The sequence below is a fragment of the Thiomicrorhabdus xiamenensis genome, assembly GCF_013282625.1.
GTDB lineage: Bacteria > Pseudomonadota > Gammaproteobacteria > Thiomicrospirales > Thiomicrospiraceae > Thiomicrorhabdus > Thiomicrorhabdus xiamenensis.
Map to the genome: position 1 here is coordinate 2,508,072 of NZ_CP054020.1, position 15,050 is coordinate 2,523,121.

Annotated in this window: 13 protein-coding genes; 4 read left to right on the forward strand and 9 right to left on the reverse strand. The window is 48.0% G+C overall.

The genetic code is table 11. The features are described from left to right. Positions 1 to 833: 833 nt before the first annotated feature. Together HQN79_RS11565 and HQN79_RS11570 are read right to left on the reverse strand one after the other, a co-directional pair. Positions 834 to 2,057, reverse strand: a complete 1,224-nt coding sequence (locus HQN79_RS11565) for a hypothetical protein (protein ID WP_173286713.1) — start codon at positions 2,055 to 2,057, stop codon at positions 834 to 836. 316 nt (positions 2,058 to 2,373) lie between these two features. Beyond that, positions 2,374 to 4,035, reverse strand: a complete 1,662-nt coding sequence (locus tag HQN79_RS11570; RefSeq protein WP_173286715.1) for a sigma-54-dependent Fis family transcriptional regulator — start codon at positions 4,033 to 4,035, stop codon at positions 2,374 to 2,376. A 79-nt stretch (positions 4,036 to 4,114) separates the two neighbouring features. On the opposite strand from HQN79_RS11570, the gene HQN79_RS11575 reads away from it, so the two are divergent. Continuing rightward, complete coding sequence (locus HQN79_RS11575; protein WP_173286717.1) at positions 4,115 to 4,318, forward strand: Rho-binding antiterminator; 204 nt, start codon at positions 4,115 to 4,117, stop codon at positions 4,316 to 4,318. A gap of 98 nt (positions 4,319 to 4,416) precedes the next feature. Here the strand turns inward: HQN79_RS11575 and HQN79_RS11580 are convergent, their stop codons facing one another. The 4 genes from HQN79_RS11580 to HQN79_RS11595 all read right to left on the reverse strand — a co-directional run bounded on the left by HQN79_RS11580 (position 4,417) and on the right by HQN79_RS11595 (position 9,591). Further along, positions 4,417 to 5,250, reverse strand: a complete 834-nt coding sequence (locus tag HQN79_RS11580) for an ABC transporter permease (RefSeq protein WP_173286719.1) — start codon at positions 5,248 to 5,250, stop codon at positions 4,417 to 4,419. Next, positions 5,247 to 6,506 (reverse strand): ABC transporter substrate-binding protein, encoded by a 1,260-nt coding sequence (locus HQN79_RS11585; RefSeq protein WP_173286721.1) that lies wholly within the window; start codon positions 6,504 to 6,506, stop codon positions 5,247 to 5,249. Before HQN79_RS11585 ends, HQN79_RS11580 begins: the two co-directional genes overlap by 4 nt. 75 nt (positions 6,507 to 6,581) lie before the next feature. Continuing rightward, entirely contained in the window at positions 6,582 to 7,424 is an 843-nt protein-coding gene (locus HQN79_RS11590) for an ABC transporter ATP-binding protein (RefSeq protein WP_173286723.1), read from the reverse strand. 277 nt (positions 7,425 to 7,701) lie between these two features. Beyond that, complete coding sequence (locus tag HQN79_RS11595) at positions 7,702 to 9,591, reverse strand: sigma 54-interacting transcriptional regulator (RefSeq protein WP_173286725.1); 1,890 nt, start codon at positions 9,589 to 9,591, stop codon at positions 7,702 to 7,704. A gap of 283 nt (positions 9,592 to 9,874) precedes the next feature. Between HQN79_RS11595 and HQN79_RS11600 the strand changes: the two genes are divergently transcribed. From HQN79_RS11600 to HQN79_RS11610, 3 genes are read left to right on the forward strand one after another with little or no spacing between them, the layout of a single operon-like run. After that, positions 9,875 to 11,350, forward strand: a complete 1,476-nt coding sequence (locus HQN79_RS11600) for a CmpA/NrtA family ABC transporter substrate-binding protein (RefSeq protein ID WP_173286727.1) — start codon at positions 9,875 to 9,877, stop codon at positions 11,348 to 11,350. A gap of 19 nt (positions 11,351 to 11,369) precedes the next feature. Then, positions 11,370 to 12,200 carry a nitrate ABC transporter permease gene (gene ntrB / locus HQN79_RS11605; protein WP_173286729.1) on the forward strand — a complete coding sequence of 277 codons (831 nt, stop codon included), beginning with the start codon at positions 11,370 to 11,372 and terminating at the stop codon, positions 12,198 to 12,200. Between the two features lie 30 nt (positions 12,201 to 12,230). Then, entirely contained in the window at positions 12,231 to 13,076 is an 846-nt protein-coding gene (locus tag HQN79_RS11610; protein WP_173286731.1) for an ABC transporter ATP-binding protein, read from the forward strand. Between the two features lie 67 nt (positions 13,077 to 13,143). Here HQN79_RS11610 and HQN79_RS11615 read toward each other — a convergent pair whose 3' ends face one another. Genes HQN79_RS11615 through HQN79_RS11625 form a run of 3 tightly spaced genes read right to left on the reverse strand, consistent with a single transcriptional unit; the run spans position 13,144 to position 14,863 of the window. After that, complete coding sequence (locus tag HQN79_RS11615; protein WP_173286733.1) at positions 13,144 to 13,473, reverse strand: NifB/NifX family molybdenum-iron cluster-binding protein; 330 nt, start codon at positions 13,471 to 13,473, stop codon at positions 13,144 to 13,146. Positions 13,474 to 13,487: 14 nt separating this feature from the next. Next, the gene (locus HQN79_RS11620; protein WP_173286735.1) at positions 13,488 to 13,889 is read right to left on the reverse strand and encodes an acyl-CoA thioesterase; all 402 of its coding nucleotides are present in this window, start codon (positions 13,887 to 13,889) and stop codon (positions 13,488 to 13,490) included. A gap of 8 nt (positions 13,890 to 13,897) precedes the next feature. Beyond that, positions 13,898 to 14,863, reverse strand: a complete 966-nt coding sequence (locus HQN79_RS11625; RefSeq protein WP_173286737.1) for an SLAC1 anion channel family protein — start codon at positions 14,861 to 14,863, stop codon at positions 13,898 to 13,900. Between the last annotated feature and the right edge of the window lie 187 nt (positions 14,864 to 15,050).

Sequence of the window (15,050 nt, forward strand, 5' to 3'; positions counted from 1 at the left end):
TCACTGCCAACAGGCTACATCCCCTGCACCACCTTAATCCGACAGAGACTTGATCACAGTAAAATTCATTCATGCTTTTTGGCGCAGATATTGAACACTTGTCGAATGCTCAGCTCTCACAAAACTTTGCAAATCGCATGTAGCGTTGTTGTCGCTAAGTTACAATCTTATTGCTGAACTCAACGCTTCATCAGACCGAGGACAATATTCCTCTTGCCGGGTAACGGAATAGGCAAAGCAGCACCAACGCAGCCCTTCTCAGTGGCCGTTGGCCGCTACAGACCATGGCCCTTCTTTCACGCCCTTCTCTTATAAACTTCAAGCCGCCAGGACCAATCAATTCAGCCTGCAAAGGAGCGGTTTACGGCAGAGAAAAAGATAACGGGGTCGGTACGGGATATGGAAAAGGAAAAACTTCAAGCCGGAAGAAATGATCCGAATTACAGGCCATGCAGGCGCTGGTTATACAAAGACAAATTGATTAGAGAAGAGACTGAATGACCAGATGCGCATCTCTGCGGAACGATTAAAATTTAAACGCGAACACCATCAGAAAAAAAGTTTAAATATTTCGGAAAGTTATTAACAGAATAGCTGTTTAACATTCAATTCTTAGAGAAAGAAAAACTCATAAATAATAAAACCAAACATACTTCATTTTAAAGCGCCTTAAACAATCATTATTTAATACAACATATTCCCCAAAAATTAACTTCGAACGCCATAACAAATAAACCCTAATCGTTAAATACAAAAAAACCCGGTTCATAAAAGAACCGGGTTGGCATAAAAACTCTAAAAGAGGAAATTAATCTGCTTAGTTTATTTCATCCTTAGAATTTAACTTCACCCCAAATCCATAGCTTGTCGGTATCAACCGCATATTCGTCTGCTGAATAAGAAGCATACTTAACACCTACAGTATAGTTTTTGCTCAGCTTTTTCGCTGCCAAAAGGTCGTATTCCGTACCGTAGTCTGTGTTACCCACATCGGAGCTGAAATCATGATATGCGGCAGCCAGCTTCATACCGAATGCTTTACCAGATACTTTCAGGTAGTTGTCAACCAGACCGTCTGCAGGCGTTCCACCAACAGGACCGATAAACATATCCGCCCAACCGTTATACAAGTGAACTGTACCAAGAGGCGTTTGGAATGCGCTTGTACCGTCACCACCCAGTTTTTCCTGACCGGCTAGAACCGTAATACCTTTCATAGCAAGACCCAATTCTGCACGCGTGTAGTCGCCGCCAATATCAAGGTCTTCGCTGTCTTTGTACTCTTGCTGATCAGCATATTCCAAATGGTAAACAAGCTTCATGCTTTCACTCAAAGCGGTTTTGCCGGCAAAACGAATACCCATGGTTTTGCTGTCCGCACCGGTTTCATAATCCAGGAAGTAGCCGTATGCACTTAGCTTACCGAATGGAATGCCTGCAAAATCAATTTTACCCGCATGGCTTTTCATCTCAATATCCGCACCAACCGGATTGAAGACATTATTGATGTAAGCATAGTTCAGGTTGATTTTCATCGGTAGAGTCGCATTCAGACTCGCCCCAGTATAAACCTGCTCTTGCTGGCGCCAGCCAACATTACCCAGGAAACGCGTATCCATAATGATTCGCTGCTTACCGGCTTTGATTTTAAGTCCGTCTGTTTGATAACCGACCCAGTACTGGTTCATAGTCGTCATATCCGGATCAAGAACCACGGCTTTTGTGTTGTCACCACCCGCTTCTGGACCCGCCGGTACAAAGTAATCACTACGATCATAAGCCGAAGTATTCGACATTTCGACAAAGCCGTTAAAGCCTTGATAGGTACCGGTCAAATAGCCTAAACGGGTACGCAAAGTCAAAGCACCTGCATCGTCTTTACCATCCTGCTCGACACCTTCATAACGAAGACGTGCATCGATGCTCGGCGTTCCGCCTGTCAAAGCTTCGGTGAAGCTCTCTGCCGCCGCCATATTCGGCGCCAAAAAAAGTGAAGCACTTAAAGTTGAAAGACCCAAAACAGAGTACATGTGTCGGGTAAGAGTGTTTTGTTTCATAGCTGTCTCCTGGTTAAAACTAACTATTTAAATAGCCCTTTAGATGCCAAAAACAATATTTCCTTATAAATCAATAAAATAGCTAAATAACAGGAGTTCAATAGGTTTTATATTACAAAAACACGCCTATCTTTGTAGTAATTTGTTATACAAAGTGGGTTCACTTTGTACGCAAATGACTATAAAAATGATGGATTGAATAAAATAAAAATATAAACTCAATACAACTTTAATTAAAACTTAAAACAAGATTTTAAAAATAAAAAAGCCCGGGTAAAAAACACCCGGGCTTTTTTATTTAATTTCGGGATTTAGACTAACCCAACCCCAGTTTTTTGAATCGATAATTATACTGCCTCGGCGTCATATTTAACATCCTTGCCGCATGACTTTTATTACCGTGTGCTCTCTCCAGAGCCTGCAGCAGAATATCTTTTTCAGATTCACTGACTTTCCAGTAATTGCGCTTGATTTCATCGCTGCCGTTTCTGGACATAACCTGCGGAGCAAATGTCGCCTCATATTGTGGCTGCGGTTCCATGCGCGTCGATATCTCGTCGTTCACCGAAATCGCTTTGACCTCCTCCGGCTGCTCGGTCGCTTCGCCATTAAAGACAATTCCACTCTCCTCGCGGATAATGCGTCGAATCAGTCGGTCGGTAATCATCTGACCGTCTTCAGCCAATAACACCGCCCGCTTGATAATATTTTCCAGCTGACGGATATTCCCCGGCCACTCATAAGTTTCCAGGAACGCAATAGCCCCGCGATCAAAAATCACATTGGTGTGATACTCCTGATTAGCCTGATTTAGGAAATGGCGGGCCAACAAGCGAATATCCCCGTCACGCTCGCGCAGAGGCGGCAACTCGATAGGAAAGACATTTAAACGATAGAATAAATCCAGACGGAAGTTGCCCTCGTTCACCGAGGTTTGCAGGTTTTTATGCGAGGCGACGATGATTCGCACATCGACCGGTATCGGCTTGTTTGAGCCGACGCGGGTAATAGTTCTGTCTTCAAGTACACGTAGCAGCTTAGCCTGCAAGCCGAAATCCAGATCCCCGATTTCATCCAGGAACAAGGTTCCGTGATGCGCCATCTCGATTTTCCCCGGCTTGGTCTGAGTGGCACCGGTGAAGGCACCCTTTTCGTGCCCGAAGAGCTCAGATTCCAGCAGTTCCAGCGGAATCGCCGCACAGTTAATCGCGATAAAAGGTCCGTCTTGGCGGTTTGAAGCCATATGCAGCATACGCGAGAACTTCTCTTTACCGGTTCCGGATTCACCTTTCAAAAGCACCGTCACTGAAACATTCGCCGCACGCGCCGCCTTGCTTAAGGCGCCCATCACGGCAGGGCTTTCACCGATAATACCGTATTGACTTCCCTGACTGAGCGCCACAGCACGCAGCTGCTCATTCTCTTCTTTGAGAACCTGAGTCTGCTTTTCAAGCATGGCATTGACCGAAAGAATCTCACTGATAAAAATGGCAATCAACTTAAGGATGCTCAGATCTTTATCCAGCGCACGAGAGCGGTTTTTCAGACGGTTAACGGCTAAAACCCCGATGGTTCTCCCTTTACGGAGAATCGGCACGGCGATAAACGCGACCGGTTCCTGCGGCAGCGTCGAACGGTCGACCGTACGGCACAGGTAATCCTCTTCCAGATCGATATTGGGAATAATAATCGGCATTCCCATTCTCATTACCTTACCGGTAATCCCTTCGTTGTCTGCAAACCGGCTGCGGGCGATTTCCACTTCGGTCAAACCAAACGCGTAAGCGGTATAGAGAATCGGTTCACTCTTCTCTCTCAGCAGTACCCTGCCGCGGTTCAATCCCATCTGACGGGAAATCAGACTCAAAATGCGCACTATCGCCTGTTCCGGTTCATTGGCGCGCTCAATCTGTTCAGCGGCTTCCTTAATCACCACATATTCAGAATGTTCTGCAATATCGAGTGCTTCCAATGCCATCTTTGCCTCCTATCCTTTTGTTCTCTGCCTGAGAATTTGTTATATCATTTGTCCGGTTAATTTAACGCAAGGAGCCTTTATGCCTATCGCCTGCGATCTTTACAGCCAACTGGAACTCGCTGCTATGCGCGGCCAAACCGTTGAACTCTATGCCAACAATGATCTGCGCTATAGAGGACCCATTTCCACGCTTGCCACTGAAAAGGGCAAGGAGTACCTGGTTACCCCCGAGCAACAGAAAATCCCGCTTGAGGAGATCGACCGAATTGAAACCTTAAATTAAAAAACCGCGACTTTTAATAACAAAAAAGGGCCTGCGCAGGCAGGCCCAACCTCAAAAGAGCACAACACGTAAATCGTTAATCATTCTATTTCGACTCATCAGCTTGCATGCCATGAGTAACGTTTGATCAGGAATACCGCGATCGCATCCAGCAGGTAACCGATCACACCGATTACCACAACCATTGCCGCCAAGGTGTCATATGCCAGAGTGTCACGCGCATCGTTGATTGCGTAACCCAGACCCGAGGTAACCCCCAGATACTCGGCAGGTACCAGGACAACCCATGCAACACCGACCGCCAGACGAATCCCTGCAAACACATCCTGTGCGATTGCCGGCATAATTACTCTGCGCAGCATCTGGAAGCCATCCGCACCCAGGTTACGAGCGACACGGAACCAGTTAGGGTCGATACGCTGCACACCGTGCGCCGTACCGAATACAATCGGCCAGACCGTCGCCATAACAATCAGGAAGATAATCGCACCGTCCCAAGTATCATACGCCAGTACCGCGATCGGCATCCACGCCAGTGGGCTGATCATGCGCAGGAACTGGAATGGCATATTAGCAACCTGACGCATCCCGACGAAGTACCCCATCAAAACACCTAGAGGCACCCCGATTACAATCCCCCAGAACAAACCATAGATGATTCGTTCCAGACTGGAAATAATGGTATCGTTCAGAAATTCCGTACCAATCAGCGCCCAAAGCGCGCTCAGGGCTGGGCCCGGAGCAAAATCCGCAAACGCTTCGGTATCCGGGTTGTTAGCGATCAGAAGCCCGCCGATCCACCACATAAACAGCAGGATCGACATACCCAGAATGGAATTAATTGTACTTTGCGCCCATACAGGCATCTTTTTAAAATTCACCGATAACTGAGAGAAGAACTCAGCCGGCATACTTATTTGTGCCGTACTCATAGTTCAAACACCTCTTGACGGACGGTTGGGTTAGCAGGATCAACGCCCTTAACCTTATCCCAAACACCGAATTTATCCATTGCGTTCTTAACATAGTCGTAGTTGACCAGGTCTTTGGTTACAAAATCGGTATCCAGATTCTGCAAGAAAGTGGTGTCACCGGTAACCAACGTCTCTTTCAGCTGATCGACGATAAACTTGGTCGCTGAAGGATATGGATACGGGTTAAAGTCAATACGACCCACATCCCAATCTTCGTGTTTGATCGCATCAGGATTCTGGTAAGAAGCCGGGTTGTAGTCCGTCATCGCTTTAATAACCGCTTTAGCCGGCATTGGTAGGTAACGCTTACCTTCACGAGACAGCATCTTGGCAACTTCTTCTTTATTTTCCTGAGCGTAAACAGAACCACGAACAACCGCATTCATTACTTTCTGCGACCACTCTTGCTGCTGCTGAACATGCTCGTCGTGCATACAAACAACACAACAAGGATGGTTTTTCCAGATATCGCCGGTAAAGCGCAGCATCTTCGCACCCGCTTTCATTTCACCGAAGGCATTGAACGGCTCGGCTACGATATAAGCGTCGATTTTCTTCGCCGCAAGTGCAGGAGGCATATCCGGTGGAGGCATGATCTGCAGGTTAACCTGATTTGGCTTAAGCTTATCAGTCTGATCCTGAATCACTGGCTCAAGACCGGCATTTTTCAACGCCATCTGTAGCACGATATTGTGCATTGAATACCAGTAAGGTACCGCAATCTGCTTACCACCAAGATCTTCGAATTTATCTACGCCAGTGTGCTTACCGACAACCAGACCGGAACCGTTAGTGTGCGCCCAACCGGTAATGGTGACCGGGAAATTATTGTTATAACGCATCCATACAGGAATCGGCTTCAGGAAGTGAACCAGGTTAAATTTGTGTGCCGCAAACCCTTCAATCAACGGCGACCAACCACGAATCAAAGTCGGCTTCTCAACCTTAAGACCTTCTTCTTCAAAGAAGCCCATACCGTGAGCAACCAATAGCGGGCTGGCATCGGTAATCGGCAGGTAACCGATCTTGACCACTTCGTCAAAAGGCTTGTCTGCAGCCATCGCCTGGCTCGACATACTCATTCCACCCATCGCGGCGGCTAGACCACCGGCAGCGGCCATAGAGTCTAGAATAAACTCACGACGACCCTTCTCAGGGTTAAAAACGTAGTCGTGGTGTGACATAGGGTTATCAGGGCTGCAATATTGACACATAAAATCTCTCCTAAAGTTTGACGGCAAATGCTGAAAATCCAGCTGACATAAAATTAAAAAACAGGTAAATAAAAATTAAGACGCTTGCTGTAACGAGTCGTCAACCGGTGGTTTTACTTCGCGCTTAGGCACTTCCAGACGCTCGAATGGTTTTTTCTGTTTGGCTTGATCGATCTTTTCGAATTCGGCAAACAGCTCGTCTTTAAGGGTGATAAATTCGCCGCTGTTGCGGTCACGAGGGTAATCAAGCGGAATATGTTTTTCTCCAACGATCTGACCCGGGTTGTGGCTCATGATGACAACCTGATCGGCCATGGCTACCGCTTCTTCGATATCGTGGGTAACCAATACCATGGTGATATTCTGATCGTGACAGATCTGCGCTACTTCGGTTTGCAGAGCGGTACGGGTAAAGGCATCCAGGGCAGAGAAAGGTTCGTCAAGCAACAGAACTTCCGGCTCGGTTGCCAGTGAACGCGCCAAAGCAACACGCTGCTGCTGACCACCGGACAGATCCTGAACGTTTTTATCTTTATGCTCACTTAGACCGACCATATCAAGCAACTCTTCCACTCGATCTTTTTTGTGCTTATAGGTTCCGGCGAAAACCAGACCCAGAGCGGCATTTTCACGCACTGTCATCCATGGATACAGGGAAGGCTTCTGGAACATCATGTTCCATTTAGCGCTTGGCTTGGTTACAGTATGCGCGCGGATACGCACAGCGCCTTCGGTCGGCATTAATAGACCCGCAACCATTTGCAGCAAGGTGGATTTACCACAACCGCTTCGGCCGATAAGAGCAGTCAATTGTCCCTGAGGGATCGAAAGGTTGATGTCATCCAGGGTCGGCATTTCCTGTTTGCGGTTGTAATAATGCGTCAGGTCGGAAATCCAGATGGGAGATGCGGTTGACATAGAAGTTCTCCTAAAATTTTCATTCAATAACAGAGAGATACAAACATATGCCTTACCAAATAATTTTTATACCTTTTAAATCAACAACTTAATAATTACAAACCCCGTTATTTAACAACATTGCCAACAGATATAGTGCAAACATGCACCAATATATACATTTATTTACAATTTTGTATAAATTGAATTGAATTGTTTATCTTTGAATGTCTTTTCTCTGTGACTCGCCAGAAAGCACGCATTTATGCACCTGAAACAACCTCTGAATAGCCCCAAATCAGGACGCCTTAAAGCCATACTTGTCGATATTGAATTTTTTAAGCTTGGAATTCAGGGTCGTTGGATTAATCTGCAGCAATTCCCCGGCGCCGCCTTTACCGAATATTTTGCCTCCGGATTGTTCCAGAGCCTGAATAAGATTCTCCCGCTCCCGACTGCGTAATTCGTTATAGGTGAGCACCCCCTGAGTCTGATCCGATACGCCATCCCCATCCGATACCTGAGTGACGGGAGAAAAATCTAAATTAAAAACCAGCTGCCCGTCGTGCGCGAGAATAACCGCCCGTTCAATAACATGAATCAGCTCTCGAATATTGCCGGGCCAGTGATACGCCTGCAGCTGATAAATATGCTTCACCTTCAACTGCAGACCGACCTTGGCGTATTTCTCGCAGGCCAGTTTAAGAAAGTGCTGAGCAAGTACTGGAATATCATCTCCTCGCTGTCTGAGGGGAGGGGACTCTATAGGAAAGACATTCAAGCGGAAATACAGATCTTCACGAAAGGCTTTACGTTTGACCTCTTCCAGCAAATTTCGGTTGGTCGCGGCAATAATGCGCACATTCACCTTACGTGTACGGGAGTCGCCCAAGCGTTCAAACTGCTGCTCCTGCAACACCCGCAACAACTTGCTTTGCAGTTCATAAGGAATCTCACCGATCTCATCCAGAAAAATCGTCCCGCCATCGGCCAGTTCAAAGCGCCCGACCCGATCGCCAACCGCTCCGGTAAAAGCGCCCTTGGCATGCCCGAAAAACTCGCTTTCAAACAGGTCTTTCGGAATAGAGGCGCAATTTACACGAATCAACGGCCGATTCTTGCGCAAGCTGTTTTCATGGATTGCGCGGGCAATCAATTCTTTACCGGTACCGGATTCACCGGTAATCAGGACATTAGCATCGGTTGGACTGACCAGGCGAATCTGCTCGACAATTTTCTGCACCGCCTCGCTGGTACCGACAATTTCGTTGAAGTGATAGACCTCTTTATAGGCTTCCTGCAAATAGGCATTCTCCAACTCCAATCTACGCTTCAGCTCCTCCATCTCTTTGAGCATCTGACCGATTCTCGCTTCAGCTCTTTTGCGCTCGCTCACATCCCTGAAAACAATCACTGCTCCGACGACCTGCCCTTCATCCATAATCGGCGTACTGACATATTCGACCGGAAAGGCTTTTCCCTGCTTGTTCCAGAAATACTCGTTTTGCACCTGTTTGGTCCGCCCATCCTGAAAGGCCGAATAGATATGACAGGATTCCACATGATAATGCGAGCCGTCATGATGGCTGTGGTGGATCATCCGGTGCATGTTTTTCCCAATCAACTCATCCGCTTTCCAGCCAAGTATCTCTTCGGCTACCGGGTTCAGAAAAGTCGCATTTCCGTTGATATCGACGCCATACACCCCCTCTCCGACAGCGTTCAGGATCAGACTATTGGTCAGTTCGAACTCTTCAAAAAATCGCTCAACAGTCTTCCACTCCTGCAACCCTTTACGATGCAGTTCATTTACCGTCAGAAACCGGTTTTGATTCTGCAGCGCCTGCTTGGACAGCAGACGCAATAGAATATTGCGCTCCCGCCCCTCTATCAGACTTGCCGCAACCAGCAACTCTTGCTCATCTCCCTTTTCGGTACGAATCGAAAGATCACCCGACCAGGCCGTTTTCTTATGCAGAACCTCCTGAGAGAAAACGATAAATTCCGGCCAACATCCGGAAAAAATCCGATCCGCAGAGATACTCCGCGACGCCCCCTGTCGCGCCTCAAAAGCGAGTAAATTGCGCGCTTGAGCATTAATCAACTGCACCTCGTTATCTTCAGGATCGATCAATATCAGCGCGTCCGGACTCTGCTCGAAAAGTAAAAGCTCCAGCGAATTTCTCATTGCGTTATGACTCCGAAATGAATACCGACTCACCTACAGCAACCAGCAAACCAAAACTACGAAATTTCCGAAATCCGACTATGAAAATTCCCAAAATCATGAAATTTCGTAATTAGACGAGGACACGACAAAGTGACTAAAATCCTGTCCTTTCAAACACTTAAAAAAAATTCTATGCAATGGCACACGCACTGCTCTATAGAGAGCACGCTTTAATGCAAACCTTCGATGTTTGCACTGAATTAGTAATAAATGATTTATTTGAGTGCGAGGTTCTAAAACAATGTCTTTCAAAAGCTTGAACAACCCATTTGATGCCAACAAAAGTTTGCTTCATACCTCTGACTGCAGCTGCCCTATGTGCCAGGCGGAAAAAGCCGGCCCTGCGATGAGCGAAAAAGAGAAACAGGCGTTTATCGAACAGAAAGCCGATCAGTCGGTACAGATAAAACAGTCGGCGGACCATAACGCCGTAGACGATTCTATGCCGAGCAATTCGGAAGAGATGATCGATCGCGCAGTGGAAAGCGCCGTCGTTCGTTCCGTATTCGGTCACAACGATTTCCAACGCCGTTCTTTCCTGAGCATGATCGGAAAAGGAACCGCTGCCGCGGTACTGGGAAGCGTATTCCCGATGGAGGCCGCCAAAGCCGCAATGAAAGAAACCATGGGACTGGGCAAGCTGGAGAAAAGCAAACTGAATATCGGTTTTGTCCCGATTACCTGCGCAACGCCGATCATTATGGCCCACCCGATGGGCTTCTATGAAAAATACGGCCTGGATGTCGATGTCATTAAAACCGCCGGTTGGGCAGTTGCACGCGACAAATCTCTGGCAAAAGAGTACGACGCCTCACACATGCTGACCCCTATGCCGCTGGCGATGTCGATGGGTGCCGGTTCAACAGCCAAACCGTTCATCATGCCGACGGTCGAAAACATCAACGGCCAGGCGATCGTCCTGCATAACGACCACAAAGACAAACGCGATCCGAAACAGTGGAAAGGGTTCAAGTTCGGTGTTCCGTTCGAGTATTCAATGCACAACTTCCTGCTGCGCTACTATGTCGCCGAACACGGATTGGATCCGGATAAAGATATCCAGATTCGCGTCGTTCCGCCGCCGGAGATGGTCGCTAACTTGCGTGCCGGTAACCTGGATGGCTACCTGTCACCGGATCCATTCAACCAGCGTGCCGTATGGGAAAAAGTCGGCTTTATCCATACTCTGACCAAAGACATCTGGGAAGGCCACCCTTGCTGTGCCTTTGCCTGCTCGAAAGAGTTTGCCGTACAAAACCCGAACACCTACGGCGCACTGCTGCGTTCGATTATCGATGCCACCGAGTACTCGGCCAAGCCGGAAAACCGCAAAGAAATTGCCGAAGCGATTTCGCCAAAGAACTATCTCAACCAACCGGTTCCCGTCGTTCAGCAGGTTCTCACCGGACGCTATGCCGACGGTTTGGGCAGCGTAATGAACATTCCTGACCGCATCGACTTTGATCCGTTCCCATGGCACTCGATGGGCGTCTGGATTCTGACGCAAATGAAACGTTGGGGCTACATCAAGGGCGATGTCGATTACCAGAAAATCGCCGAAGAGGTTTATACCGCTGCCGAAACCGGTCGCGTTATGAAAGAACTGGGATACGAGCCGCCGGCCAAAACCTATGAGAACTACACCATTATGGGTAAAGAGTTCGATTACACCCAGCCGGAAGCCTATATCGACAGCTTCAAGATCAAACGCACCTAACCTCTAAAAGGAAAGCATTATGTTGAAATCCCTAAAAGTGAAATCTGCGCTGCTTTCCATCATCTTTCTTGTCATTCTGCTTGGAATCTGGGAAGGCGCCAACCAGGCGCCGACCGATACCAAGCCGCTAACGGAATATGAGATGTTGATGGGAGGCGCCTCTCAGGAGGCCCGAGTACCGCCGCCATCGGAAGTAATCGAACTCGGATTCAAAGAACTCAGCGACCCTTTTTATGATGCGGGTCCGAATGATAAAGGGATCGGCATACAACTGGGCTACTCTATCTACCGGGTTATGGTCGGCTTTCTGCTGGCCGCGGCGATCGCCATCCCGATCGGTTTTCTGATCGGCATGTCGCCGCTGATGTATAACGCCTTGAATCCATTTATTCAGGTGTTACGCCCTATTTCGCCTCTGGCATGGATGCCGCTGGCACTGTTTATCATTAAAGACTCGGAAATCTCGGCGATTTTCGTTATTTTCATCTGTTCGATCTGGCCAATGCTGATCAACACCGCCTTCGGTGTAGCGAATGTCCGCAAAGACTGGATCAACGTGGCTCGCACTCATCAGCTCAGTCCGCTGCAAACGGCTATGCAGGTCATCCTGCCTGCTGCTGCACCGACTATTCTGACCGGGATGCGTATCTCCATCGGGATTGCCTGGCTGGTTATCGTTGCGGCAGAAATGCTGGTCGGTGGAACCGGTATCGGTTATTACGTTTGGAACGAATGGAACAACCTGGATCTCGCGAGCGTGATTTTCTCGATCTTCATGATCGGGGTAATCGGCATGCTACTCGATATGATGCTGGCTTATGCAGCCCGCTGGGTAACTTATCAGGAATAAACAGGAATAAACAGGAATAAGGGAGTATCCATGAAACACCACTTTTTACAGATCGAGAATCTCAAAAAAAGCTACCCGGGGCCGGATAAAGACAGTGAACTGGTCATTTTCGAAAACGCTAACTTCACCATTGATAAAGGTGAATTCGTCTGCGTCATCGGTCACTCAGGTTGCGGTAAATCCACGATTCTCAACATTCTCGCCGGACTTGACGAGGCCAGCGACGGCATCGTTATTATGGACGGTAAGGAAATCTCCGGCCCGAGCCTGGAAAGAGGCGTGGTTTTCCAGAACTACAGCCTTCTTCCGTGGCGAACCGCTCTGCAAAACGTCACCTTCGGCGTTCAGGCCCGCTGGCCTGAATGGTCCAAAGAGAAAGTACAGGAACACAGTCTGAGATTCCTTGAACTGGTCGGACTGAAAGGTGCCGAAGATCGCAAGCCATCACAGCTTTCCGGCGGAATGCGTCAACGGGTCAGTATTGCACGCGCCTTTGCGACCCAGCCGCAGCTGTTATTGATGGACGAGCCTTTCGGTGCACTGGATGCCTTGACGCGCGGTGTCATTCAGGAAGAGTTGATCAAAATCTGGGAGGAGAGCAAACAGACCGTGTTTATGATTACCCACGATGTCGATGAAGCGATTCTTCTCGCGGATCGGATTCTATTGATGACCAATGGACCGAAAGCCAGAATTGCCGAATCGGTCAAAGTCAGCATTCCGCGTCCGAGAAAACGCACCGAGATTATTCACCATCAGGACTATTACAAGATCCGTAACCATCTGGTCGACTTTCTGGTCGATCGCTCCAAGCAGGACATCTCCGTCCTCAATCCCAAAGACGCCTCTCCTAAAATCATTGATCTGGCCAGTTAATCTGGCTGCAATAAAAAAGCGCCGAGTTTCCCCCGGCGCCTTTTCTGTTATCCCTGCCAATTGCAGCTCAAGCTTCAGACGCTTGTTTCACCTTGATAATCCGTTGCACAATCTCGTCCGGATTACTCTCTTCAGTCACCAGCACGCGAATCCCTTCTTGAGCCAGCTTCCGTTGCAGGCCGTCACCCAAAGACTGGGTAATAAAAAGCTGCACCCCATTAAGCGGATGATCTGCAAGCGATCCGGAATAATTCCTGAAAACCTGTTCTTTGCTCAGTTTGATACGTTCTTTCGAAACGACTTCATCACCTGCAATATCATAGACCAGATAGCCGGGGCACTTCCCGGCATGGCCGGAAATCGTCTTACCGTTCGGACTGGTAAATGCGACTTTCATACAATGAAACTCCTTTAATAACTGAAAACGGACAGCGGCGTCCGTTTAATCGGTCGATAGCGATGATCCGTGGTAATGACTGTTGTCTTGGCTCGACTCAGCCGCTTACCGGTAGAGGCCTGCAGAATTTCCTGATGGAATTCGTAACGGATCTTGCTCAGCGGCTCCACCTGTACCGTAATCGCAAAACGGTCATGCGCCTGAATCGGCGCAAAATACTCAATTTCGATCTTCTGCACCATCAGGTTGATTCCCTCTTTGGCCAGTGCGGCGAAATCAATACCGTTTGCCTTGAGAAAGCTGTGCCTGGCGTGCTCGAAATAATGCTGATAATGGGCATTATTGACCACTCCCTGAATATCACATTCGTGATCGCGGGCCTCCATATTGACCTGATAAGTCGCGTGATGTTCCATTAAGACCTCTAGTGATCGACGCAGATTTTTCGGTGTTTGACGGCCATCAGCGTCTTATACACCAGATACAGAATCAGAACGGTTAGCAGCGCATGCAAAACATAACCAATGTACTGGTAAGTGCCATGTCCGGTCTGGGCCGCCATGACATAGCTGGCGATCACGATAGCCGCAACCGGGAAGGTAAATGCCCACCACGACAGCGCAAAAGGCAGCTTGGCAAATTTATGGATCGAAACCAGCATCAAAGCGGTCATGGCCAGACCGAAGAAGTACAGGATCATGGCAAACTGGTTTAACTGCTGATCGTTCAGCGCCAGATAGGAAATAAAGCCTACCGCCGGCGGTGCGATAAAAATAAACAGCGTCGGAATCAGTCGTTCCTGCATAGGGGCGTGAAAAATAATACGGTTAACCAGTACCGACTTCACCACAATCCAGAAAACCAGGCCGACCGAAAAGAAGAACCAGTTCAATTCCAACGGCGCATGATGCACGCCGGCGATCGGCACGATAATATTCCCGACAATCGGAATGAACCATGCTGGATTTGAATGTTCCGGCGTGAAGAAATCATGATGAACCCAGTTGTACAACACCCAGTAGGTCAGAGAAATCTGCGACACCGCGCCGATCACCCACAGCCATTTGGAAATTCCGCTCAGGCCAAGGGCGTAGAAGGCAATGCTGAGCAGCAACAAGCTGATACTGATTGCGGGAATAAAATTCATCTTGATCGGATGCTTCATTTCCGCTTTGACTTCGGGAAAGAAGCGCACGACTTTAAAGAGGTAAGCCAGACCGAGGATAACCATTAAAATGACGGCGATAGCCACATTGTAGGTCGCTACCGAAGAGAAGGAAGGAACGCTTTTACTGAGATGGAGAAAGGCAATACTCAGGCCGGTCACCCCCATAATCATCCCAAAGAAACTGGCCGGCAGATAAGCAATACTCTGAATTCTATCATTCATACTTATACCCCTATAAAGTAATTAAATATAGATTATATTCCTAGCAAAATAGTAAGAATATGAAAAAAGTCTTAAGAAGAAAGAAGCGCGAACTGATCCATCCCCTCTTTTCTCAAGACAGGACATTCAAAAAGACAAAAGGATTCTAAAGCAATTAATTATTGAGCTCTTAACCAAAAATAAGCTT

What these genes read in the sequence shown, in the direction of transcription:
- HQN79_RS11565 (WP_173286713.1), bottom strand. Translation starts at nt 2,057, where the DNA reads ATGAAACAAAACACTCTTACCCGACACATGTACTCTGTTTTGGGTCTT.
- HQN79_RS11570 (WP_173286715.1), bottom strand. Translation starts at nt 4,035, where the DNA reads ATGGCATTGGAAGCACTCGATATTGCAGAACATTCTGAATATGTGGTG.
- HQN79_RS11575 (WP_173286717.1), top strand. Translation starts at nt 4,115, where the DNA reads ATGCCTATCGCCTGCGATCTTTACAGCCAACTGGAACTCGCTGCTATG.
- HQN79_RS11580 (WP_173286719.1), bottom strand. Translation starts at nt 5,250, where the DNA reads ATGAGTACGGCACAAATAAGTATGCCGGCTGAGTTCTTCTCTCAGTTA.
- HQN79_RS11585 (WP_173286721.1), bottom strand. Translation starts at nt 6,506, where the DNA reads ATGTGTCAATATTGCAGCCCTGATAACCCTATGTCACACCACGACTAC.
- HQN79_RS11590 (WP_173286723.1), bottom strand. Translation starts at nt 7,424, where the DNA reads ATGTCAACCGCATCTCCCATCTGGATTTCCGACCTGACGCATTATTAC.
- HQN79_RS11595 (WP_173286725.1), bottom strand. Translation starts at nt 9,591, where the DNA reads ATGAGAAATTCGCTGGAGCTTTTACTTTTCGAGCAGAGTCCGGACGCG.
- HQN79_RS11600 (WP_173286727.1), top strand. Translation starts at nt 9,875, where the DNA reads ATGTCTTTCAAAAGCTTGAACAACCCATTTGATGCCAACAAAAGTTTG.
- ntrB (WP_173286729.1), top strand. Translation starts at nt 11,370, where the DNA reads ATGTTGAAATCCCTAAAAGTGAAATCTGCGCTGCTTTCCATCATCTTT.
- HQN79_RS11610 (WP_173286731.1), top strand. Translation starts at nt 12,231, where the DNA reads ATGAAACACCACTTTTTACAGATCGAGAATCTCAAAAAAAGCTACCCG.
- HQN79_RS11615 (WP_173286733.1), bottom strand. Translation starts at nt 13,473, where the DNA reads ATGAAAGTCGCATTTACCAGTCCGAACGGTAAGACGATTTCCGGCCAT.
- HQN79_RS11620 (WP_173286735.1), bottom strand. Translation starts at nt 13,889, where the DNA reads ATGGAACATCACGCGACTTATCAGGTCAATATGGAGGCCCGCGATCAC.
- HQN79_RS11625 (WP_173286737.1), bottom strand. Translation starts at nt 14,863, where the DNA reads ATGAATGATAGAATTCAGAGTATTGCTTATCTGCCGGCCAGTTTCTTT.